The organism is Rhodococcus sp. MS16 (assembly GCF_013277795.1).
Lineage (GTDB): Bacteria > Actinomycetota > Actinomycetes > Mycobacteriales > Mycobacteriaceae > Rhodococcus_F > Rhodococcus_F globerula.
The window spans coordinates 37,420-59,113 of the sequence record NZ_VBTM01000019.1; the positions used below are offsets into that span (position 1 = coordinate 37,420).

Annotated in this window: 18 protein-coding genes; 8 read left to right on the plus strand and 10 right to left on the minus strand. The window is 62.8% G+C overall.

Annotation, left to right across the window (positions count from 1 at the left end):
• The first annotated feature begins 46 nt into the window (after positions 1-46).
• Both FEZ60_RS29165 and FEZ60_RS29170 read left to right on the plus strand, forming a co-directional pair.
• The gene (locus FEZ60_RS29165; RefSeq protein ID WP_116103761.1) at positions 47-970 is read left to right on the plus strand and encodes an SDR family NAD(P)-dependent oxidoreductase; all 924 of its coding nucleotides are present in this window, start codon (positions 47-49) and stop codon (positions 968-970) included.
• An 8-nt stretch (positions 971-978) separates the two neighbouring features.
• Entirely contained in the window at positions 979-2,637 is a 1,659-nt protein-coding gene (locus FEZ60_RS29170; RefSeq protein WP_116103759.1) for an AMP-binding protein, read from the plus strand.
• 51 nt (positions 2,638-2,688) lie between these two features.
• Here the strand turns inward: FEZ60_RS29170 and FEZ60_RS29175 are convergent, their stop codons facing one another.
• Positions 2,689-3,606: a 3-oxoacyl-ACP reductase gene (locus FEZ60_RS29175; RefSeq protein WP_033235883.1), complete on the minus strand. Its 918-nt coding sequence runs from the start codon at positions 3,604-3,606 to the stop codon at positions 2,689-2,691.
• Positions 3,599-5,746, minus strand: a complete 2,148-nt coding sequence (locus FEZ60_RS29180; RefSeq protein ID WP_172937697.1) for an acyl-CoA dehydrogenase — start codon at positions 5,744-5,746, stop codon at positions 3,599-3,601. The genes FEZ60_RS29175 and FEZ60_RS29180 overlap by 8 nt, the downstream gene beginning before the upstream one ends.
• A gap of 170 nt (positions 5,747-5,916) precedes the next feature.
• On the opposite strand from FEZ60_RS29180, the gene FEZ60_RS29185 reads away from it, so the two are divergent.
• Positions 5,917-7,086 (plus strand): low temperature requirement protein A, encoded by a 1,170-nt coding sequence (locus tag FEZ60_RS29185; RefSeq protein WP_172937698.1) that lies wholly within the window; start codon positions 5,917-5,919, stop codon positions 7,084-7,086.
• Positions 7,087-7,293: 207 nt separating this feature from the next.
• Here FEZ60_RS29185 and FEZ60_RS29190 read toward each other — a convergent pair whose 3' ends face one another.
• The 6 genes from FEZ60_RS29190 to FEZ60_RS29215 all read right to left on the minus strand — a co-directional run bounded on the left by FEZ60_RS29190 (position 7,294) and on the right by FEZ60_RS29215 (position 14,855).
• Positions 7,294-8,637 (minus strand): MFS transporter, encoded by a 1,344-nt coding sequence (locus tag FEZ60_RS29190; RefSeq protein ID WP_092805804.1) that lies wholly within the window; start codon positions 8,635-8,637, stop codon positions 7,294-7,296.
• Positions 8,638-8,677: 40 nt separating this feature from the next.
• A complete protein-coding gene (locus FEZ60_RS29195) occupies positions 8,678-10,981 on the minus strand; it encodes a cytochrome P450/oxidoreductase (protein ID WP_172937727.1) in 2,304 nt (767 codons plus the stop codon).
• A gap of 157 nt (positions 10,982-11,138) precedes the next feature.
• Positions 11,139-11,822, minus strand: a complete 684-nt coding sequence (locus FEZ60_RS29200) for a helix-turn-helix domain-containing protein (RefSeq protein WP_095887721.1) — start codon at positions 11,820-11,822, stop codon at positions 11,139-11,141.
• 106 nt (positions 11,823-11,928) lie between these two features.
• Positions 11,929-12,642: a glutamine amidotransferase gene (locus tag FEZ60_RS29205; RefSeq protein ID WP_033235887.1), complete on the minus strand. Its 714-nt coding sequence runs from the start codon at positions 12,640-12,642 to the stop codon at positions 11,929-11,931.
• A complete protein-coding gene (locus FEZ60_RS29210) occupies positions 12,635-13,888 on the minus strand; it encodes a Mur ligase family protein (RefSeq protein ID WP_045066517.1) in 1,254 nt (417 codons plus the stop codon). The genes FEZ60_RS29205 and FEZ60_RS29210 overlap by 8 nt, the downstream gene beginning before the upstream one ends.
• Before the next feature lie 25 nt (positions 13,889-13,913).
• Positions 13,914-14,855, minus strand: a complete 942-nt coding sequence (locus FEZ60_RS29215) for an EamA family transporter (protein WP_033235889.1) — start codon at positions 14,853-14,855, stop codon at positions 13,914-13,916.
• Between the two features lie 72 nt (positions 14,856-14,927).
• On the opposite strand from FEZ60_RS29215, the gene FEZ60_RS29220 reads away from it, so the two are divergent.
• Positions 14,928-15,821, plus strand: coding sequence for a LysR family transcriptional regulator (locus FEZ60_RS29220; RefSeq protein WP_172937699.1), 894 nt, complete (start codon positions 14,928-14,930; stop codon positions 15,819-15,821).
• 72 nt (positions 15,822-15,893) lie between these two features.
• Here FEZ60_RS29220 and FEZ60_RS29225 read toward each other — a convergent pair whose 3' ends face one another.
• Together FEZ60_RS29225 and leuA are read right to left on the minus strand one after the other, a co-directional pair.
• Positions 15,894-16,274 carry a PLDc N-terminal domain-containing protein gene (locus FEZ60_RS29225; RefSeq protein WP_033235891.1) on the minus strand — a complete coding sequence of 127 codons (381 nt, stop codon included), beginning with the start codon at positions 16,272-16,274 and terminating at the stop codon, positions 15,894-15,896.
• Between the two features lie 207 nt (positions 16,275-16,481).
• Positions 16,482-18,290, minus strand: a complete 1,809-nt coding sequence (leuA, locus tag FEZ60_RS29230; protein ID WP_033235892.1) for a 2-isopropylmalate synthase — start codon at positions 18,288-18,290, stop codon at positions 16,482-16,484.
• A 271-nt stretch (positions 18,291-18,561) separates the two neighbouring features.
• On the opposite strand from leuA, the gene FEZ60_RS29235 reads away from it, so the two are divergent.
• The 4 genes from FEZ60_RS29235 to FEZ60_RS29250 all read left to right on the plus strand — a co-directional run bounded on the left by FEZ60_RS29235 (position 18,562) and on the right by FEZ60_RS29250 (position 21,635).
• Positions 18,562-18,930, plus strand: a complete 369-nt coding sequence (locus FEZ60_RS29235) for a hypothetical protein (protein ID WP_172937700.1) — start codon at positions 18,562-18,564, stop codon at positions 18,928-18,930.
• Positions 18,931-19,042: 112 nt separating this feature from the next.
• The gene (locus FEZ60_RS29240) at positions 19,043-19,279 is read left to right on the plus strand and encodes a hypothetical protein (RefSeq protein ID WP_233364838.1); all 237 of its coding nucleotides are present in this window, start codon (positions 19,043-19,045) and stop codon (positions 19,277-19,279) included.
• A gap of 49 nt (positions 19,280-19,328) precedes the next feature.
• Complete coding sequence (locus FEZ60_RS29245) at positions 19,329-20,594, plus strand: aspartate kinase (RefSeq protein WP_019746567.1); 1,266 nt, start codon at positions 19,329-19,331, stop codon at positions 20,592-20,594.
• A gap of 6 nt (positions 20,595-20,600) precedes the next feature.
• Positions 20,601-21,635 carry an aspartate-semialdehyde dehydrogenase gene (locus tag FEZ60_RS29250; protein ID WP_045066523.1) on the plus strand — a complete coding sequence of 345 codons (1,035 nt, stop codon included), beginning with the start codon at positions 20,601-20,603 and terminating at the stop codon, positions 21,633-21,635.
• Positions 21,636-21,694 lie beyond the last annotated feature (59 nt).

Sequence of the window (21,694 nt, forward strand, 5' to 3'; positions counted from 1 at the left end):
GGAACCCAGCCCGACACGGTGGTCGGGGAAATGGAAGGTGTAACGCATGACGAATGACAGCACCAGATTCACAGGCCTCGCGGTCGTCACGGGAGCCAGCCGGGGAATCGGCCGGGCGATTGCGAGACGCATTGCAGCAGAAGGGATACCGGTCGCGGCGGTCTCGCGCACATTGCGTGCCGGCGACGGAAGCCTGCAAGGCTCGCTCGAGGAAACCGTCGGATTGATCAATGCGGCAGGAGGAACCGCGAAAAGCTTTGCCGTCGATCTGGGGACTCCTGAACTCGATCGCGCCGCACTGATCGCGCGGATCGAGGACAGCTTCGGACGACCGGTGAGCATCCTCGTCAACAACGTGGCTGCGTCGCGGCGCTACGAGACACTGTTTGCGGACATGCCGCGAGAGTGGTTCTACGACTCCGTCGAAACGAACGTGTGGAACACCTGGGACCTGATGAAGGCGGTTATCCCGAGCATGCGCGGGAACGGCGCGGGGTGGATCGTCAACATCTCGTCCCGGCAGGCCGGGCCACGCGTCGGGCCGCCTTTTGCGCCGCATCCGCTGGCCGGATCAGTTCTGTACGGCGGAACGAAGGCGATGATGGACCGGATCAGCACGGGATCCGCGATGGAGCTGTACAGCGACAACATTGCGGTGAATTCGCTTGCGCCCAACCGTGGCGTCGCAACCGAGCACGCTGCCGCAGCGGTTCCGGGATGGCCGTCCGAACCCGAGGACACGATGGCCGAAGCGGCACTCCTGCTCTGCACTGCTGAACCGTCCGAGGTAACCGGCCGTGTCGCATACAGTCTGCCCCTGCTCAAAGAGTTCGGTCGTTCCGTACATGCGCTCGACGGCAGTGGTCTGCTCGCCGGCTGGCAGCCAGACGACCTCGACGAGGACGGCTTCCCCGGGGACTATCTCACCTTCAACCCGCCCGCCCCGGTGCCGGCTGAACTACTGAAGTAAGGAGTGACGTGGATACGTACGCAGAAATCATTCGAAGCCGCGCCGAGGACGACAAAGTTGGACTTCGATACGAAGACAACTCGTGGTCGTGGCGTGAGGTGGTGCAGGAAAGTGCCGATCGTGCAGCGGCATTGACGTCGTTGGTGCCGCAACCAGGCGACCGTCAGATCCACGTGGGCATCCTGCTCGAGAATGTTCCGGACTTCGTATTCTGGCTGGGCGCCGGACCTTTGGCCGGCGCGGCCGTTGTCGGTATCAACGCCAGTCGCAGTGGCGCGGAGCTGGCACATGACATCAGCCACGGAGACGTGGACGTCGTTATCACCGAGAACGCCTTGGCACATCTCGTCGACGGCACGGGCCACGGTCTGCCACCCGAGCGCATCCTGAACATCGACAGCCCCGAGTACGCCGACTTCCTGGCGCCGTTCCGCGGAGCAGCACTACCCGAGACTGTGCCGACACCGGAAGAAAAAGCGCTGCTGCTCTTCAGTTCCGGTTCGACGGGTGCACCGAAGGCCGTGATCGTCGGACAGGGACGGCTGGCACGCTTGACAGCTGCCATGGTCGATCGGGTATCGCTGCGCCGCGATTCCGTGACCTACCTGTGCATGCCGCTCTTCCACGGCAACGCGGTGATGTTGAACCTGGCTCCGGCGATGTGCGTCGGCGCGACGGTTGCCATGACAAGGAAGTTCTCGGCCAGCAAGTTCGGTCCGGATATCCACCGCTACGGCGTCACGTACGTCAACTATGTCGGTCGGGCACTGTCGTACACGTTGAGCAGCCCCGAAGATCCCCGGGATGCGCAGAGCACCCTGGAGTTGGCCTTCGGCACCGAGGCGTCGGAAACCGACGTCCGACGATTCTCCGAGCGGTACGGATGCACCGTGATGGAGGGCTACGGGCTCAGCGAAGGGGTGTTCCGGATCGGGCGCACACCGCAGACGCCCCGGGACTCTCTGGGTATTCCGCAGAACGGTCTCGACATCCGGGTTCTCGACGAAGCGACGGGTATCGAATGCCCGCCTGCGGAATTCGACAGCGACGGTCGTCTGGTCAACGCCGAGGCGATCGGTGAGATGGTGGCAATCGGCTTGGCTCACACGTTCGAGGGGTACTACAAGAACCCCGGGGCGATGGCGGATCGAGTCAAGGGCGCCGATTTCTGGTCCGGCGACCTGGCCTACCGCGACAGCGACGGCTACTTCTACTTTGCCGGACGGTCTTCCGACTGGTTGCGCGTGGACAGCGAGAACTTCTCCGCCGCGCCGGTTGAGCGTGTCTTGCAACGGGTTCCGGGAGTGGCTGCCGCCCCGATCTTCGCCGTTCCGGACCCGCGGACCGGTGACCAGGTCATGGTTGTGGTCGAGATGGAAGACGGCGTGAGCTTCGACCCCAAGAGCTTCGGTGATTTCCTCGACGAGCAGCCGGACATGGGCGCAAAGTGGTGGCCACGATTCGTTCGGGTCATCGATCGGTTGCCCCTGACCGGAAGCAACAAGGTCAACAAGACGCCGCTACGGCGCGCAGCTTGGGCCACAGACGATTCCGTGTACACCAGGGTGGGACGAACGCGTGAGTACGTCTTACTCGACGACGGTGGCCGAGACGCCATAGAAGCGGAATTTCGCGCACACGGCCGATTGGCGATGTTGCCGAGCTAGCGTGCTGTGCGCCTTTGTTAACCGCGGGCGGTTAACAAAGGCGCACAGTGGTTAGGTGCCAGTTGTATCCAGTTCGATGATGCTGCTCGCGGAATAGGTTTGTCCCGCAGGTAGTTCAGCGACATAGGGCACCAGCTGATCTGCGAACTCTTCTACTGTGAAGACCCCGTCCGCGGCAACAAACTTCTGTTGCACGGTGGGCGGGGCCATCAACGCCACCATGTCGCCGTAGACGACAAACACCTGGCCGTTGATCGTCTGTGCTGCCGGAGTTGCCAGGAAAGAGACGAAGGTGGCAACGCGTTCGGGTGCCATGATGTCGAGTCCCGTATCCGGTTCACCGTCGGCAAAGACGCCTGCCGTCATCTCGGTGCGGGCACGTGGGCAGATCGCGTTGGCGGTGACGCCGTACTTCGCCAGTCCACGTGAGGTGGACAGCGTCAGTGCAACGATGCCCGCTTTGGCGGCAGCGTAATTGGCTTGACCAGCACCGCCGAGCAGAAACGCTTCGGACGCCGTGTTGATGACGCGTCCGTATACCGGGCCACCAGCGGCCTTGCCCGCGGCGCGCCAATGCACCGCAGCCGAGCGGGAGAGCGCCGCATGGCCTTTGAGGTGAATCGCGATGACGTCGTCCCACTGCTTCTCGGTCATGTTGAAGAGCATCGCGTCGCGGGTGATTCCGGCGTTGTTGACCACGATGTCCAAGCTGCCGAAGGTATCGACCGCGGCTTCCACCAGGCGATCTCCCAGCGACCAGTCGCTGACGTCGCCGGTCACCGCAATAGCCCGGGATCCGAGAGCTTCGATTTCGCGCACGACATCGTCTGCAGCAGAACCGATGTCGTTGACCACGACACTGGCACCGCGAGAGGCCAACGCGAGTGCTTCGGTGCGGCCCAAGCCGGCTCCGGCGCCGGTGACGACAGCGGTGCGGCCGGTGAGCGAGGTATCAACTGAGTTAGGCAAGAGCTGGCTCCCTGGGTAGTCCGAGAATGAGTTCGCCGATCTGGTTGCGGAGGATTTCCGACGTACCACCGGCGATGGTCTGGAAGCGCACTTCCAGAAAACTGTGATGGACAGGTATTTTCAGTTCGCTGCCTGCGGGCAGGAAGCCGGAGAGCAGCAGTCCGGCGTCGGCGAGTCGCTGACCGTGTTCGCTGCCGACGAGTTTCAGGACCGCGCCCTCGGGGCCCGGTCCTGCGCCGAGCACCGCGAGTTCCGCAATTCGGGTGGTCAATGCCCGCAGCGCCAGATCCTCGGCAACCAGGTCGGCCACCGTGTCATCCATGCCCGAGTTCTGTTCGCGCACCACGGTGAACAGATCGTGGATACTGTAGGTGACGCCCAGACCGAGTCGCTCTCGGCCGATGGTGACACGCTCGTTTCCGAGTGCGGACCGCGCAACTCCCCAGCCGCCGTTGACTTCACCGAGCACATCGGCATCGGGAACAAACACGTCGTCGAGGAAAACCTCGGAGAAATGAGAATCACCGGTGATCTGCTTGATGGGACGCACCTGCACTCCTGGCGCAGACATGTCGATCAGCATCATGGTGATGCCCTTGTGCTTTCGCGCCTCCGGGTCGGTGCGAACAGTTGCCATGCCGTGCGTGGAGGTCACGCCGCCGCTGGTCCAGGTCTTCTGGCCGTTGACAATCCAGCCGCCGTCGACGCGCCGAGCCCTGGTAGTGATGCCTGCTGCGTCGGAACCGGCGCCGGGTTCGCTGAACAGCTGGCACCATTTCACGGTGCCCATGAGGCTGGCGTCGACAAAGCGTTCGTGTTGTTCCGCCGTGCCGTGTCCGACAACGGTGAGGAGGACCCATTCGCCGATTCCGTACTGCGGCAACTCGAGTGCCGACAGTTCCTCTTCCAGAACCAACTGCTCGATGGCACCTGCACCCCGGCCCCACGGCTTCGGCCAATGGGGAACGGCATAACCCGAGTCGACGAGTAGGCGTCGAAGCTGATCAGCGGGTGCGGCGACGGCTTCTTTGACGAAAGCCCGAGCCTGCGTGCGGTACTCGTCGGCCTCGGCGGGCAGTTCGATGCTCGATTCGCGTCGGATGCCGGCGGCGGTGGCGTCGGCGATATCGGCTCGGGCGACAACGGGGGAGAAGGAGGCGTTCAATGCGCCCGCGCGACGCAGATACAGGTGGGCGTCGTGCTCCCACGTGTAGCCGATTCCGCCGTGCACCTGGATGCACTTCTGGGCTACCCGCATGGCGGCGGGGAGGGCGGTCACCACGGCAACAGCTGCGGCGAGGGCGCTCTGATCCTTGTTGTCGGAGGCTGCCTGGGCCGCATCCCACGCTGCAGCGGTCGACATTTCGCGGTCCACGAGCATGTTGGCAAGGATGTGCTTTACCGACTGGAAGGAGCCGATTGCGCGGCCGAAAGCAAAGCGGGCCTTGGCATATTCGACAGCCAGGTTCGTGGCCGCGGTGATCACGCCCGCGGCTTCGGCAGCCGCCAGGGTGCGTCCGATCGACACTGCGTTGGCACTCGCGCCGGGCAGAACCGCAACGGCGTCGACGCTACCGTTTGTGGTCACCGCAGAGAGCGGGCGCGTCGGATCGAGCGTCGGAGCTCCGGTGATCTGTACCTGTTCGCGCCGTAGTACAACAACGTCCTCGCCGATCGAGACCAGAAGGATGTCGGCCATCGCGGCGCACAGAACCTCGACGGGTTCGGCAATCTCGACACTGGTGCCCACGAGAGTAGCTGTCGCGGCGATTCCGACTGCTGCGACAACGGTTCCGTCCATCAGGCCCGGAAGCAGTTCGGCCTGTTGTTCGATAGCTCCTGCCGCGGCAATCACCGCCGATGCCCACACCGTCGGAAGCAGCGGCCCGGGAGTGACCGCGGATCCCAATTCTTCTACCACCACGGACAATTCAGGCAAGCCGAACCCGGCGCCACCGTATTCCTCCGGCAGGTGGACGCCCAACCAGCCAAGCTCGGCGAAAGTCGACCACCCCGACGGCAATTCGTGCGTCGGATTGTCGAGACTCTCGCGAGCCTCGGCGAGTGGGTCCGCTCGTGAGACGTAACTGCGAACCGACTGCGCAAGAGCGCGCTGGTCTTCGGAAAGTGCAATAGACATGGAGAACTACCTCGTTACGCGACTGAGCCCGCAGGCTGATTGTCACTGCCGCAGGAATACCTCAGACAGGAGTTGTTCCCTCTACACGTATCACGACAAACCCGGCTGTAGTGGACAATCTCGCTGAGTGGGTCCAGCGCATCCGCTATCGGAGCGCTACTCTGCGAACCGTGAGTCGTATCAATTCGTTCATCCGGCCGTTGGTTCCCCGTGATCCGCATGAGGCACATCGAGTAGCTACACCACTCGAACTGCTGACGGACCTGTGCTTTGTCGTGGCAGTTGCCCAGGCAGCCACGGGCCTTCACCACGCGATCAGTGACGGGCACGCGGCCACGGGTGTCGGGCACTTCGCGATGGCGTTCTTCGCGATCTGGTGGACGTGGCTCAACTTCACGTGGTTTGCCTCCGCCTACGACAACGACGACGGCATTGCGCGACTTCTGACGATCTTCCAGATTCTGGGCGCGCTGGTACTGGCAGCCGGGATTCCGCGCTTCTTCGACAACGATCCTCTGCTGATCATTCTCGGCTACGTCATCATGCGAATAGCCCTGGTGATTCAATGGGTTCGAGTGTCGAGGAACGATCCCGAACACGCACTCACCGCCCGAAGATACGCCCTCGGTATCGTGCTCGTTCAACTCGGGTGGATCGGCTTCTACTTTGTACCGGCCGCGATCTACGTTCCGACGTTCCTGTTCCTGGTGCTGTGCGAATTTGCCGTGCCGGTGTGGTCGGAGAAGCCGGGAATGACGCCCTGGCATCCACACCACATCGCCGAGCGGTACTCACTGTTCTTCATCATCGTTCTCGGCGAAACGATTCTGTCCACCACCGTCGCGATTCAGGACGCGGTGTCCGGTGAACATCCGGCGGCCAAAGTGGCGTACGTCGTGGTCGGCGGAATCCTGATCGTCTTCAGCCTGTGGTGGCTGTACTTCCAGCGAAACGCCGGCGACGCTCTCGGCGGCGACAACGTCTCGCCCTTCGTCTGGGGTTTCGGGCACTACTTCATCTTTGCCTCCGCCGCTGCCATCGGTGCCGGCCTGGCTTCCCGCGTCGACTACTGGACCGGCCACGCCGAAGGCAGCGCGTTGGTGACCGGTGCGGCCGTCACGGTGCCGGTGGCCGTCATCCTGGCAGCACTGTGGTTCATTCACATCCGATTGCACGATTCGTCTACGCGAACCCTCGTGCCATTCGGCGTCGCTATTGCGGTGATCCTGGGCGGTACTTTCACCGCCGTCCCGGAATTGGTGGCCGGTCTGGCCTGCGCGGCACTGCTGGCAGTGGAGTTGGTTCTCACCGAGGGAACGAAGGACTCTGCCGCGCACTGATCGCGAGGCGTGTTCTCGAAATGACGACCAGAGTAAGGCCGTCGGTTCAGTCTCGCATCGTCGAAAATCCAGATCCCAGGCACAGATCCAGATTTCCGACGATGCGTTGCAAACCGAGTCTCTACAGACACCACACGGGAGTCGGAGAAGGTCCGCCCAATGACCTCGTTGCCGTTCTCGACGTCCTCGGAGTTTCAGCTGCCGGGACTACTCGACCTTGTCGAGGTCGACTCCCTTGGTCTCGCGGCTTGCCAACAGGGCGATCACAGTGATCGACATCGTGATCACCAGGTAACCCACGACCATGCCGACGCCGTGGTTCTCGATGAGCCAGATGGCGATGAACGGGGCGGGTGCACCGGCGAGGATCGACGAGCCTTGGAACACCAGCGAGGAGCCGGCATAACGGTAGCGGGTCGGGAACAACTCGGTGATCCAGGCTGCTTCCGGGCCGGCGAGCATGCCGTGGAACAGTGCGCCGACGCACACACCGAGCCACAGCATCGGAAGACTCTCGAGCTGCACGAGCCAGAAGAAGACCGGCGCCCAGATCATGAGGACGACAGCGGGCACGAGCATTGCGATGCGGCGGCCGACACGGTCGGACCACGCTCCGCCACCGATCATGCCGACGAACTGGAACACCGAGGCGAAGGTAACGGCCATGATGACATCGCCGCGCGCAAAGTCGAAATATGTGGTGGCGTAAGCGATAACGAAGATCGTATAGATGTAGAAAGCGATGTTTTCGCCGATGCGCATACCGAGACCGATGAGCACCACACTCGGTCGCGACAAGGCTTCGAAAATGCTCGAGCGTTCTTCCTGCGGAGCCTGTGCGGCTTGCTCCTGTGCGGCCTTGAACACAGGCGATTCCTCGACGCCGCGACGCACCCAGAAGCCGATGGCGAGCAGCGGGATCGCGAACAGGAAGGCGATGCGCCAACCCCACTGGTCGAACGCCTCGTCCGGGACTGCGAATACGAGAATCGAGACCACGACAGTGGCCAGAACCGTACCCATCGGAGCACCGGCCTGCGGCCACGAGGCCCAGAAACCGCGACGCTTGGGTTCGCCGTACTCACTGACCAGCAGCACTGCGGCCCCGAACTCGCCGCCGAGCGCGAAGCCCTGGATCATGCGCAGTACCACCAACCCGACAGTGGCCCAGATGCCCACCTGTTCGTAGGTGGGTAGCAATCCGATCGCGGCAGTCGCCGTACCCAGCAGAATGAAGGTGGTCACCAGCATCGGCTTGCGGCCGTACTTGTCGCCAAGGTGCCCGAATACGATGCCGCCGAGCGGCCGGGCGACGAAGCCCAGGCCTTGGGTGGCGAGTGCGAGCAGCAGCTTCGCAACGCCGCTGTCGCCCGGGAAGAAAAGCGGCCCCAGTACGGTGGCGGCGAGGATGCCGTAGATCGCGAAGTCATACCACTCGAGAACGGCACCAGCCATGCTGCCGGTCAGTACGCGCTTGAAACTACTGCGGGGAACGGCGTCGCTGACGGGAGGCTCTTCCAGGTCGGAGACCTGGGTTGTCTGTGATCCCATGAGGATCCTTTCGGGTCGGGAAGAAACGGGGAAATGTGGGTCAGAGCGCGAGTGTGATCTTCTGTCCGCAGGCGCGCGAGCAGCAGGTCATCATCGATTTATTCTGAGCGCGTTCGGTTTTCGTGAGCACCATGTCTCGGTGATCCACCTCGCCGTCGAGTACGGGGGCCTCGCACGAACCGCACAGGCCTTCCTCGCAATCGCTGGGGATGTCGATATTGGAGGCGCGCAACGCGTCGAGGACGGTCTGATCGGCAGCGACCTGGATTGTCAGACCTGAGTCGCGGAGTTCGACCTCGAACGCGTGCTCGTTGGACGGGTCGAGTGTCGCGAGCGTCGAGGTGAAATGCTCGACGTGCAGCGAGTCTTCCGGCCAGTGCGCAGTAGCCTCTTCGAGCGCGGAGAGCAGTCGTTCAGGACCACAGGAGTAGATCTGAGTGTGTGCCGTCGCAGTGGAGAACACTGTCGCGAGGTCGAGACGGTTGCCAGCGGCGCTGGAATGCACGACAAGGTGGTCGCTGTGATCGGCATTCAGCCTGTCGAGCATCGCCATCGTGGCGACATCGCGTCCGCAGTAATGGATCTCGTAGTCCTTGCCGGCGGCCTTGGCGTGATCGGCCATTGTCACGATCGGCGTGATACCGATGCCGCCTGCCACGAAGACGTAGCGCTCGGCAGCCGGATCGAGCTTGAAATGGTTGCGGGGCCCACGCATTTTGAGTGTGTTTCCGGCTTCGAGAGTGCGGTGCACGTAGCGCGAGCCGCCCCGGCTTTCGGACTCTTCGCGCACGGCGATCTCGTAGCGGGACAGATCGTCAGGGTTGCCGCACAGCGAGTACTGCCGCGTCAGATCGCCGAGATCGATGTCGATGTGCGCGCCCGGCGTCCACTTCGGAAGTGCTTTGCCGGAAGGATCGGAAAGGGTCACCGTGACCACGCCGTCGGCGGCGGGAGTGATCGCCTCCACTCGCACCGTGCGCGAGATATTGGTCTTGGACGGCTCGCCGACCTTCACGGGCTGTCGTCGCAGGAGAATCGAAGCATCGCGGAGTTCAGGGTTTGCGTCCGGATTCCACTGCACCCAAACATGATCCGGACCTCTGAATGAGGTGTTCGGTAGGTAGGTGAACTCCTGATCGGGGACGAGTTCCAGGTGTGGGAGTCGTGTGGTGATCTCCTCGAGGAAGATCTGCATCTCCATGCGAGCCAGATTCTTGCCCATGCACTGATGGCTGCCGTAGCCGAAAGTGAGGTGATCGCTGGAGTTCTCGCGACGGATGTCGAACTCGTCCCCGCTCTCGAAATGGCGGTCGTCGCGGTTCGCGGACGATGTGACGATCAGGAGCTTGGAGCCCTTCGGGATGTCGATGTCGCCGATTCGGGTGTCGGCAGTGGCCAGTCGGCGCCACGCGGCAACTGAGCCAGAGTGTCGCAGGCACTCCTCGACGGCGTTCGGGATCAGACTGGGATCCTCGCAGATCTCCTGCCACACGCTCCGGTTTTCGAGCAGCAAGCGGAATGCGTTGGCTGATGCGTTGGCGGTGGTCTCATGAGCGGCAACGATTCCCGCCATCATCATCGAGTGCAGATAGGAGTCGGTGACGACCTCCGGTTGTTCCTTCTGAACGCGGAGACCGTAGGGCATCCAGCCGTGGCCGGAGGGATCCTTGCGCATCTTTTCGAGCACCGTGCCTGCGTACTGCCAGAACTTGCCTACGGCTTCGGCGACCGCGACCTGTTCCTCGGGTGCAGGTCGGCCCCAGGTGTTGACGGTGTGCGCGATCGAGTACTTGCGCAGGTCGTCCATGTCCTCCTCCGGCACGCCGAGGAAGTGCAGCGCCACGGTGAGCGGGACCTCCCACAGCATTTCGTCGACGAGGTCGACCTTGCCTGAGTTCACGAAGCGGTCGACGTACTCGCGGACGAGGCGCCGAACCATCGGCTCGTGGTGCACGAGTTCCGCCGGCGTGAACGGATCCATCAACGCGCGGCGACGCGGCATGTGCGCCGGCTCGTCTTCGTTCACCAGGGTGCGCGACATCGCGTAGTCGTATTTGGCGAGGGTGGCGGTGGCTTCCTCCGAGACAGGGGTGATCTTCTCCAGTGCGATGGACGGCGAGAACAGGATGTTGTCGCGGAAGACGGCCTTGACGTCCGAATAGCGAGTGACGACCCAGTAGCCGATCTCGGGACTGAAGAACACGGGCTCCTCGTCACGGGACCAGCGCAGCGACGCAGCGGGGTCCACCTGGTAGTCGCCGCCGAAGGGATTGAAGCTGGCTGCCTTTCCGGATACCGGACATCCCGAGTTAAGAGCCGCATGATCGATCGGGCATCCGTTCATGACTTCTGACATCTCTATAAACCGTCCTGAACTGTGAAGTTACTAATAGCGCACATAGTGTGCTTTGAGCGCACTTCGCACAGGGTAAGTGAGGTCACATTCAAAGGTCAAGATGGCTGAAAAACACAGTCGGGCGAAGATTTCCCCGACGGAACGATCAGGCAGAGATGAGGCGTTCGAGTTCTCGCGCTGTGGTCATCACGGCTTGGGCAGCGAGTTCGGTGTCGAGACCGTCGATCGCCACAACGCCGACGCTGCGCTCGAGGTTCGTAGCCGATCCGAGGTTCTCCGGCAGTGCAATCCCGGAGGCAATGCCGATGGCACCGTGCTCGAGTTGCCCCACAGTCAGGCTGTATCCGTCCCTGCGTGCCCGTTTGATCTCTTCGGAATCAGACGCAGCGTCGGGCCGCATGGCCAATATCGCGATACCGGCAGCACCCTTGTCGAGGGGGTGTCGCGTGCCGGTTCTGTATCCCACTCGGATGAGAGTGTCTTCGGGTTCGGCGACCATCAGTACAACGCAATCCTGGCCTTGCGCAACGGATATGAAGGCGGTTGCACGCGTGGTGTTTGCCAGTGAGTGGAGTAGGGACTGCCCGTCCCGGTTGAGCTGTGGCTCGAAGCAAGAACCGAGAACCGCGGCTCCGACACCAAGACGAATCCGTCCATCCTCGATGCGAGCGATCAGCGAATGTGCTTCGAGTGTCGAAACGATGCGATAGCAGATGGCTCGGTGCACGTCGAGCTCACGAGCAAGGTCCGCAACCGAAATCCCGGTCGGGAACTGGGCAATGATGTCGAGCGCACGCAGCCCACGATCCAGAGTTTGCAGGGTACTCATTGGCGTCCTGTTCGTGGTCGGGCGGTCCGTGTCGACTTTACGTTTCCAGGCGCCCTGGTGCGGTAAGCAGAAGTGCCGGGATGCAGAAGCGCTCCAACTCTACAGATCAGCGAACCGAGAGTCGTTCCTTGCGAAGCTGATCGACCTCGGGCAGGTGCAGGGGCTCGAGTGAGTCCACGCCCAGAGCGCGCATCAGTAACAGGTCCGCCAACTCGGGATTGCGGGCCAGGACCGGTCCGTGCATGTACGTGCCGATGACGGAACCCTGGGTGACGCCCTCCAGGCCGTCGCCGACACCGTTGCCGACACCGTGCGTGACGCGTGCGAAGCCGGACGCGTCGGCGCCGAGAGTGGTTCCACCACGATGGTTTTCGAAACCCGAGAGCGGTGCGGTGAGCCCCTTGATCAAAGGCTTCGTGATGACTTCACCGATCGAGCGCTTTTCCTGCGGTGCGGTCGTGACGTCGAGCATCGACACGCCGTCGACGCGCTCGCCGCTCGAGGTTTCGTACCAGTTTCCCAGAACCTGGATGGCAGCGCAGATAGCGAGGACGGGTGCGCCGCGTTCGGCTGCGCGCTGCAGTCCGGGGTATTTCGCGAGATGCCGGGTAGCGAGGCGCTGCGCAGAATCCTCAGCACCGCCGAGGGCGTAGACGTCGAGTGAATCCGGCACCGGGTCGTTGAGCGTGATGTCGACGATCTCGGCGTCGTAGCCGCGCATGCGCAGGCGCTGACGCAGGATCAGGGCGTTACCGCCGTCGCCGTAGGTGCCCATGACGTCGGGAAGGACAAGCCCGATGCGCACTGTCGAATCAGACATCGCGAGTCTCCTTGGCGATTGCGGTGTTCAGATCGCGGAATGCCGTGTAGTTGGCAAGAACTTCGACGCGACCGGGCGGGCAGGAAGCAATGGCGCGCAAGGGATCCGGCTCCAGGGTGTGCTCGACGCCGGCGTAGGTGAGGCGCACCGCGAGGTCGGTTCCGCGCTCACCCGCCGCGACTACCTTGACGCCTTCGAAGTGTTCGAACTTCACGTCCCACAGCCAGGAGAGATCCTCGCCGTCGGGGACCTGCCCGTTCACGGCGATGACCAAGCCGTCGACGGAAGGGTCGATCATCGACAGTGCTTCCTGCCAGCCGGCGGGATTCTTCGCGAGGAGCATGTGGACGGAATGGGAGCCCACCTGGACGGTGCTGTATCGCCCGGCAACTTCCTGGACCGTCGACGCGGCGGCAACTGCGCCGACCGGATCCGCGCCCAAGGCCACTGCAGCAGCGACGGCCTGAGCTGCGTTGCCGCGGTTGGCTTTTCCGGGAAGCGTCAGCGTCATCGGAATCTTCAAGCCATCAGGGCCGTAGAGATTGTCGTCGTCGAGCCACCACGCCGGCTCGGGCCGCGCGAAGTCCGAACCGGTACTGCGCCAGTGCTTTCCCTCCCACACGATGGGTTCGCCGGTGCGCGGGCAGCTGACGGAATCGCTTGCCCAGCCGCCGCCGGCCGCAACCCACACGACGTTGGGGGCGTCGTATGCCACGGAGGTGACCAGCACGTCGTCACAGTTGGCGACGATGACCGCATTCGGGTGCGCATTGACGCATGCCCGCAGTTTGCGTTCGATCATGTTGATCTCGCCGACGCGGTCCAGCTGATCGCGGCTCAGATTCAGGAGCACGATCACTTCGGGGTTCACGGCGTCGGCGACATGGGGAACGTGAAGTTCGTCGACTTCGAGTGCCGCGACCGGCGCGTTCATCCGGTTTGCCAGTGCCGCGACGATTCCGGCGTCCATGTTGGCGCCGTCGGCCTGTGTTGCCACGTCACCAAGCGTCGCGAGTGCCGCTGCCGTCATGCGCGTTGTTGTCGACTTGCCGTTGGTGCCGGTGACGACAACGGTTCGCTTCCCGCGTCCGAGTTGGGTCATCAGCGTCGGGTCGATCTTGAGGGCGATGAGCCCACCGATCATGGAGCCCTTGCCGCGGCCGGCTTTCTGCGATGCCCAGGAGGCTGTGGCGGCAGCGCGCAGGGCGAGCTTTCCGCGTGTCGTGATCGATAGTCCAGTTCCCACGGCCCGAGTTTGGCACAGCGCGCCGTCAGACTTCGAGTCGTGCAGGTGCTTGTCGTACGGGTGTGTTCGACGGAACAGCGGCCTTGGGGGTGCGTCGGATCTGGGCGGCGCTTGCCCCGGCGATCACGACTACGGCTCCCACCAGTGACAATGCGCTGGGATTTTCGTGCAGGAACAGCCAGGATGCGCCGATTCCCACTACCGGGACGAGCAGCGAGAGTGGTGCGACCGTGCCTGCGGGATAGCGTCCCATCAGGATGGTCCAGATGCCCGACCCGGCGATGGTGCCGATCAACACGATGTACGCGAGTCCGATCAGCGCCGGCCACCCGTCGGCACTGAACGAGGTTCCGAGGGCCTCCCAGCCCGTGCTCGGACCTTCGACGGCAGCGGACAGGGCAAGCATCGGCAGCGGAGGAATGACGCACATCCACAACATCAGGCGCATGGGCGCTGGGTCCCCGGTGGTACCCGCGGCCGCGAGGCGGCTACCGAGGTTGCCGAAAGCCCAGGACAAGCCGGCCAGCAGGGTCAGGATCACTGGTAACAACGCGGCCTGGTGCGAGCGATCCCATCCGATCAGGGCCATACCCGCCACGGCAACACCGATGCCGGACACCTGCCACGCGCTGAGCTTCTCCCGCAACAGAACTGCGCCCAGCAGAACAGTGAAGGGAGCGGACGACTGCAGGACCAACGAGGCGAGACCGGTCGGCATACCCGTGTGCATCGCCCAGTACAGGAAGACGAATTGGCCGAAACCGAAACCGAAGCCGTAGAGCAACAGCCATCGCGCCGGAACCTGAGGGCGCGGCACGAAGATCATCACGGGAATCGCGATGAGCAAAAAGCGCAGCGCGGCGAAGAAGTACGGCGGGAAGTGGTCGAGTCCCACCCGGATCGCCAGGAAGTTCAATCCCCACATGATCGCGACGGTCAATCCGAGAAGGCGGTCGCGAGGAGTCATGTCGTTAATCGTGAGCTGTGTAAAGCATCAGGACAAGCGAATAAAGATGGACCATTAATGTAGTTTTTCTACATGGATGCCACCCGGTTGAGAGTGCTGCGTGAGCTGGCGGACAGAGGAACGGTCGGAAGCACCGCCGACGCCCTCTCCATGACTCCGTCCGCAGTCTCGCAGCAGCTCAAGATCCTCGCCCGCGAGGCCGGTGTGCCGCTCCTGGAACCGGACGGGCGCAAACTCAGACTCACCGACGCCGGCCGTGCGTTGGTGCTGCGCGCCGACGACGTGGTGGCCGCTCTCGAACGTGCGGACGCGGAGATGGCGTCGTACCGGGGTTCGCCGCGAGGCAAGGTGCGGGTGGCGTTCTTTCCGTCCGGGGCGGCGCTGCTGCTGCCCAGGGTGTTGACGGCACTCGAAGGGTCCGGCGTCGACATCGATGCGTGCGACGTGGATCAGCCGGCGTCTGCGGTGCCGCGGCTTCTGGCCGATCACGACGTGATCCTCACCCATCGCGACGAACGCGCTGCGGAGACGTCGTTTCCGCGGGTGAGCGTGCAGCCTCTGATGCGTGAGCCCATCGACTTGGTGCTGTGGCCGGATCATCCTCTGGCAAAGCAGGATTCGGTTCGGTTGGATCAGTTGGTGGACGAGAACTGGATCAGTGTGCGCGGAGGATTTCCGGTCGACGACGTACTGATGTCAGTCGCGGCTGTTACCGGTGTGCAACCTCGCGTCGGACATCGGATAAACGATTTCCGGGTTATCGAGGAGCTGGTCGCCGCCGGACACGGAGTGGCGTTGATGCCGCGGCACGCGATCACACATCCTGCAGTGTCGAGGAAACCGATCGCCGGTGTGCGTGCTGCCCGGGTCTATGAATTGGCCACGCGATTGCACGCCGATCGAAGTCCCGCGATCGCAGTGGTGCTCGCGGCGTTCCGCGACGTTGCACGGGCCGTCGGAGAATAAACAAAACGGGAGCGACACGATTAGTGCCGCTCCCGCTTTGATGGTGCAACCTGCAATTGAACTGAAGATGAATCAGGCTGCCAGAGCCTTGGCCTTCAAGGAGGCGAATTCGTCTTCGGTAATGGTGCCGGCGTCGAGAAGTGCCTTCGCGTCTGCGATTGCCTCGGCGGGAGACTTACCCGCTACCTCACGAATGTAGCTGTCCTGTGCCTGCTTGACCTGGTGCGCTGCCTCCATGGAGCGCTGAGCCATACCGTCGCTCTTGACGATCAGGTAGATGAGCGCCGTGAGCCAGGGAATGACGAAGAGGAAGAATACCCAGATAGCCTTCTTCCAGCCTGAAGTCTTGTGGTCGCGGAACAGGTCCGTAATGATTGAGAACAGCAGAATCAGGTATGCGACGAACGCAAAACTGACGAGTATCACCCAGAGGAAATCCCAGAAGGAATCCATGTCGAGCCCCATTTCGCAGGTCGGAATTGTCTGAGATGAACTATCTCACGCGGTGACCACATCCGCATCATCCTCAAAGGATGAAATAACGGTAATGAATTCTTTGATATCCGATTCAGGACGTACGTCGTTCATCGAAAATCGATGTGAAGTTCAGACAAGTGTGGCTCCTATCCGAATGGATAGGAGCCACACTCGACAGTTGTCCTAGCTAGCGCGGTTAACTGCCGAAACCACTGCTCGCAGCGACGCCGTCGTAATCGAGGTAGCGATACCGACGCCCCAGACGACGGTGCTCTGACCGTCGGGGCCGGTCACGGCGCACTCGACGTATGCGGCAGCCTGAGCGTCGTCACCAGCGGACATGGCGTGCTCGGAGTAATCGAGAACGCGAACGTCGAAGTTGATGCTTCCCAGAGCGTCGACAAAGGCCGCGAGCGGGCCGTTACCGGTACCCGAGATCTCCTGCTCCTTGCCGTTCACCTTTACGATCGCGGTGATCGCATCAGTGCCACCGTCCTCCTCGGACGCGGTGACCTTCTGCTTCATGCGCTCGAGCGGGCGGACGGGAGCCAGGTACTCCTCGTGGAAGACGTCCCACATTTCCTTCGGCGAAACCTCGCCGCCCTCGCCGTCGGTGATCTTCTGGACGGACTGCGAGAACTCGATCTGCAGACGACGCGGCAGCACCAGACCGTGATCGGCCTTCATGATGTACGCGACGCCACCCTTGCCGGACTGCGAGTTCACGCGGATGACGGCCTCGTAGCTGCGGCCGACGTCCTTGGGGTCGATGGGCAGGTACGGAACCTGCCACACGATGTCGTCGACGTCGGCGTTCTGGCCGTCGGCGTCGATCTTCATGGCGTCGAGGCCCTTGTTGATGGCGTCCTGGTGACTGCCGGAGAACGCGGTGTAGACCAGGTCGCCGCCGTACGGATGACGCTCGTGGACGGGCAGTTGGTTGCAGTACTCGACCGTGCGACGGATCTCGTCGATGTTCGAGAAGTCGATCTGCGGGTCGACGCCACGCGTGAACATGTTCAGGGCGAGGGTGACCAGGCAGACGTTGCCGGTGCGCTCGCCGTTGCCGAACAGGCAGCCTTCGATGCGGTCGGCGCCGGCCTGGTAGCCCAGCTCGGCTGCAGCGACGCCGGTGCCACGGTCGTTGTGGGGGTGCAGCGACAGGATGACCGAGTCGCGGCGAGCCAGGTTGCGGTGCATCCACTCGATGGAGTCGGCGTACACGTTGGGCGTGGCCATCTCGACCGTCGCGGGCAGGTTCAGGATCACCGGGTTTGCCGGCGTGGCACCCAGGGTTTCGGTGACGGCGTCACATACTTCCTTGGCGTACTCCAGCTCGGTGCCGGTGTAGGACTCGGGGGAGTACTCCCAGCGCCAGTTGGTGTCCGGGTACTTCTTCGACTCGGCGAGCACCAGTTCGGCGGCGTCGGTGGCGATCTTCTTGATCGTGGCCTTGTCGGCGCGGAAGACGACACGACGCTGCAGGATCGAGGTGGAGTTGTAGAAGTGCACGATCGCGTTCTCAGCGCCTTCACACGCCTCGAACGTGCGCTTGATCAGCTCGGGACGCGACTGCGTCAGCACCTGGATGGTGACATCGGACGGGATTGCGCCGTCTTCGATGATTTCGCGGACGAAGTCGAAGTCCGTCTGGCTTGCCGACGGGAAGCCGACCTCGATCTCCTTGTAACCCATCCGGACGAGCAGATCGAACATACGACGCTTACGCGCCGGGCTCATCGGGTCGATCAGGGCCTGGTTGCCGTCACGCAGGTCCACCGCGCACCACTGCGGGGCGCGGTCGATGACTTTGTCCGGCCAAGTGCGGTCCGGCAGCGTGACCGTTTCGACTTCTTCGGAGAATGGCCGGTAACGGAACGTGGGCATCGACGAGTTCTTCTGCGTGTTCCACGCAGGCTGATCGGCCGGTGCCGGCTTGGTGGGAGGCGTGATGATGCGAGTGCCGGTGGTGAATGCGTCAGCGGGGGACATGGGGTGATCTCCAACGATTGTGGACCCGGCCTGATGACCTGTTGGTCATGACCGAAAGTCCGGAAGGCTTGGTCGACCGGCGCACACAAAACCCCGCGACGGGAGGCCAGTCTGGATCAGACCCCGTCGCGGCAACCAAGAAGGAGTGCGCGCTGCATGCACTGCACTCTACTCCTGGAATGTCGGCGAATGAGGTGGGGTCTCGGCGACATGCCGAAATTGTCGTTGAACGGTGCTGTTGTTTCGTGCTCCGAAATGATCGACTGATCGCATGGATGATCCTCGAATTGCTGTGGCGCGCGCATACCTCGATGCGCTTCTCTCGCACGACGGTAATTCAGTACCGCTGGCTCCGGATGCCGTGCGACACGAGGCGGGGATCAAAACCGGGTTTTCGGGAAATCACTTGCGGCGCAGCCTGTCCGGCGGTCCGCAGTTTCGTCTGGTGCGTGCGATCCGAGATGTGGACTGGAGCGTCGACGGCGATAATGTCGTAGCCGACTACCTCCTCGACGCAGGGTTGTTCGGCAAGAATCTGATGACGGTCAATGTGCACGAGACCTTCCGGATACCTCCCGACGACCTCCGTATCCACCGCATCACGGCCAAGATCAAGCCCACTCGCGGCAATCGCCCGTGACCCGAGTGTCGCGATGGATACTCTGCTGTGTCCTGATCGTGACCGGTGCGTTGAGCACCGCGGCCTGGCGCTGACTGTCGTGCGCCGGGATTATTTACACAATCAAGACATCGTGTCCCCGGATGCGGCTGTTGCAGTGTTCGACACCGTCGCGAGTTCACTGGTCAGCAGCATCCGCATCCTCCTCGCCTGCGGAGTTGCCGTCGCCGTTGTCGGTTACGTTGCCGGTGGTTCACGTTCCGCGACGTCAATGCGAAACGGGATCTCGCAACTGATCCGGCGTGAATCCGAACCCGAGGTAAGGGCCGAGGTCAGTACGCGTCGGGAAGTCCCAGGACCACGTCGGTAAGCTCGACCTCTGGTATCTGTAAACAATTTCGACCTGGAGGTAGAAACGCGTGGCTCTCGTCGTCCAGAAGTACGGCGGATCCTCGGTGGCAACCGCCGAGCGCATCCGACGAGTCGCTGAACGGATCGTCGAGACCAAGAAGGCCGGCAATGATGTCGTCGTCGTGGTGTCAGCGATGGGCGATACCACCGATGAGCTGCTCGACCTGGCTCAGCAGGTGTGCCCTTCCCCGCCGGCCCGTGAAATGGACATGCTGCTGACCTCGGGTGAGCGCATCTCCAACTCCTTGGTAGCGATGGCAATTCATTCTCTCGGCGCTGAGGCTCGTTCGTTCTCGGGCTCACAAGCCGGAGTCATCACGACCGGCAGCCACGGAAACGCCAAGATCATCGACGTCACGCCGGGCCGTGTTCGCACCGCCCTCGACGAAGGCTCGATCGTTCTGGTCGCCGGATTCCAAGGCGTCAGCCAGGACAGCAAGGACATCACGACGCTCGGACGCGGTGGATCGGACACCACCGCCGTTGCGTTGGCAGCTGCGCTCAACGCCGACGTGTGCGAGATCTACACCGACGTCGACGGCGTTTTCTCCGCCGACCCGCGCATCGTCCCCGACGCTCACCGCCTCGAGACGGTTTCCTTCGAGGAAATGCTCGAACTCGCAGCGTGTGGTGCCAAGGTGCTCATGCTCCGGTGCGTCGAGTACGCCCGTCGTTACAACGTGCCCGTGCACGTCCGTTCGTCATACACCACCAAGCCCGGAACAATCGTGTCCGGATCGATGGAGGACATTCCTGTGGAAGAGGCCCTGATCACCGGAGTCGCGCACGATCGCGGCGAAGCCAAGATCACCGTTGTCGGATTGCCGGACACACCGGGACATGCTGCCAAGGTGTTCCGCGCTGTCTCCGATGCCGAGATCAACATCGACATGGTGCTGCAGAACATCTCCAAGGTGGAGACCAACAAGACGGACATCACCTTCACGCTGCCGACCGCCGACGGCCCCCGCGCCGTCGAGATCCTGACCAAGCGTCAGGAAGACATCGGCTTCACACAGATCTTGTTCGACGACCACATCGGCAAGGTTTCCCTGGTCGGTGCCGGAATGCGGAGCCACCCGGGCGTCACGGCCACGTTCTGTGAGGCACTGGCCAAGGCCGACATCAACATCGATCTCATCTCGACCTCCGAGATCCGCATCTCCGTGCTGGTCAAGGACACCGAACTCGACGACGCCGTGCGCGTTATCCACGCCGCTTTCGGTCTCGGCGGCGACGAAGAAGCTGTAGTACACGCAGGAACAGGACGGTAATTTCTGATGACAACAATCGCTGTTGTCGGTGCGACCGGTCAGGTCGGCATCGTCATGCGCACTCTGCTCGAAGAACGTAACTTCCCCGCGGACAAGGTGCGGTTCTTTGCATCGGCACGCTCCGCCGGTAAGAAGCTGACGTTCCGCGGCGAAGAGATCGTTGTCGAGGATGCCGCAGCAACGTCCGACGAGGATCTGAAGGGCATCGACATCGCCCTCTTCTCCGCCGGTGCGACGCTGTCCCGTGCGCAGGCTCCGCGCTTTGCCGCGGCCGGTGCGACGGTTGTCGACAACTCTTCCGCATGGCGCAAGGATCCCGAGGTTCCCCTCGTGGTTAGCGAGGTCAACCCGCAGGACGCGAAGAACCTGGTCAAGGGCATCATCGCGAACCCGAACTGCACCACCATGGCAGCGATGCCGGTGCTCAAGGTTCTGCACGACGAAGCCGGTCTGCAGCGATTGATCGTCTCCAGCTACCAGGCTGTGTCCGGTAGCGGCATCGCCGGCGTCGAGGAACTCCTCGGCCAGGTGCGCGCCGTTGTCGGTGACGCCGAGAAGCTGGTTCACGACGGCAGCGCTGTCGAGTTCCCGGCCCCGAACAACTACGTCGCCCCCATCGCGTTCAACGTCCTGCCGCTGGCAGGTTCGCTGGTCGACGACGGCAGCGGCGAGACCGACGAGGATCAGAAGCTCCGCAACGAGAGCCGCAAGATCCTCGGGCTTCCCGATCTGTTGGTTTCGGGCACCTGCGTGCGCGTACCCGTCGTGACCGGGCACTCGCTCGCGATCAACGCGGAATTCGCCAACCCGCTCTCGGTTGCTCGCGCCAAGGAACTGCTGGCCGACGCTCCGGGCGTCGAGCTGGTCGAGGTTCCGACGCCGCTCGCCGCCGCCGGTGGCAACGCGTCGCTGGTCGGTCGCATCCGTCAGGACGAGGGTGTCCCCGAAGGCCGCGGACTCGCGCTCTTCGTCTCGGGCGACAACCTGCGTAAGGGTGCCGCGCTCAACACGATTCAGATTGCCGAGCTGCTGGTCGGCTAGATCTTTCGTTCGGTATCGGCCCCGCACCTAGGTGTGGGGCCGATGTCGTTTCGATAGGG

Coding starts and splice junctions, on each gene's coding strand:
- FEZ60_RS29165 (WP_116103761.1), top strand. CDS start 47: ATGACGAATGACAGCACCAGATTCACAGGCCTCGCGGTCGTCACGGGA.
- FEZ60_RS29180 (WP_172937697.1), bottom strand. CDS start 5,746: ATGTCTATTGCACTTTCCGAAGACCAGCGCGCTCTTGCGCAGTCGGTT.
- FEZ60_RS29190 (WP_092805804.1), bottom strand. CDS start 8,637: ATGGGATCACAGACAACCCAGGTCTCCGACCTGGAAGAGCCTCCCGTC.
- FEZ60_RS29195 (WP_172937727.1), bottom strand. CDS start 10,981: ATGAACGGATGCCCGATCGATCATGCGGCTCTTAACTCGGGATGTCCG.
- FEZ60_RS29200 (WP_095887721.1), bottom strand. CDS start 11,822: ATGAGTACCCTGCAAACTCTGGATCGTGGGCTGCGTGCGCTCGACATC.
- FEZ60_RS29205 (WP_033235887.1), bottom strand. CDS start 12,642: ATGTCTGATTCGACAGTGCGCATCGGGCTTGTCCTTCCCGACGTCATG.
- FEZ60_RS29215 (WP_033235889.1), bottom strand. CDS start 14,855: ATGACTCCTCGCGACCGCCTTCTCGGATTGACCGTCGCGATCATGTGG.
- FEZ60_RS29220 (WP_172937699.1), top strand. CDS start 14,928: ATGGATGCCACCCGGTTGAGAGTGCTGCGTGAGCTGGCGGACAGAGGA.
- FEZ60_RS29225 (WP_033235891.1), bottom strand. CDS start 16,274: ATGGATTCCTTCTGGGATTTCCTCTGGGTGATACTCGTCAGTTTTGCG.
- leuA (WP_033235892.1), bottom strand. CDS start 18,290: ATGTCCCCCGCTGACGCATTCACCACCGGCACTCGCATCATCACGCCT.
- FEZ60_RS29235 (WP_172937700.1), top strand. CDS start 18,562: ATGGATGATCCTCGAATTGCTGTGGCGCGCGCATACCTCGATGCGCTT.
- FEZ60_RS29250 (WP_045066523.1), top strand. CDS start 20,601: ATGACAACAATCGCTGTTGTCGGTGCGACCGGTCAGGTCGGCATCGTC.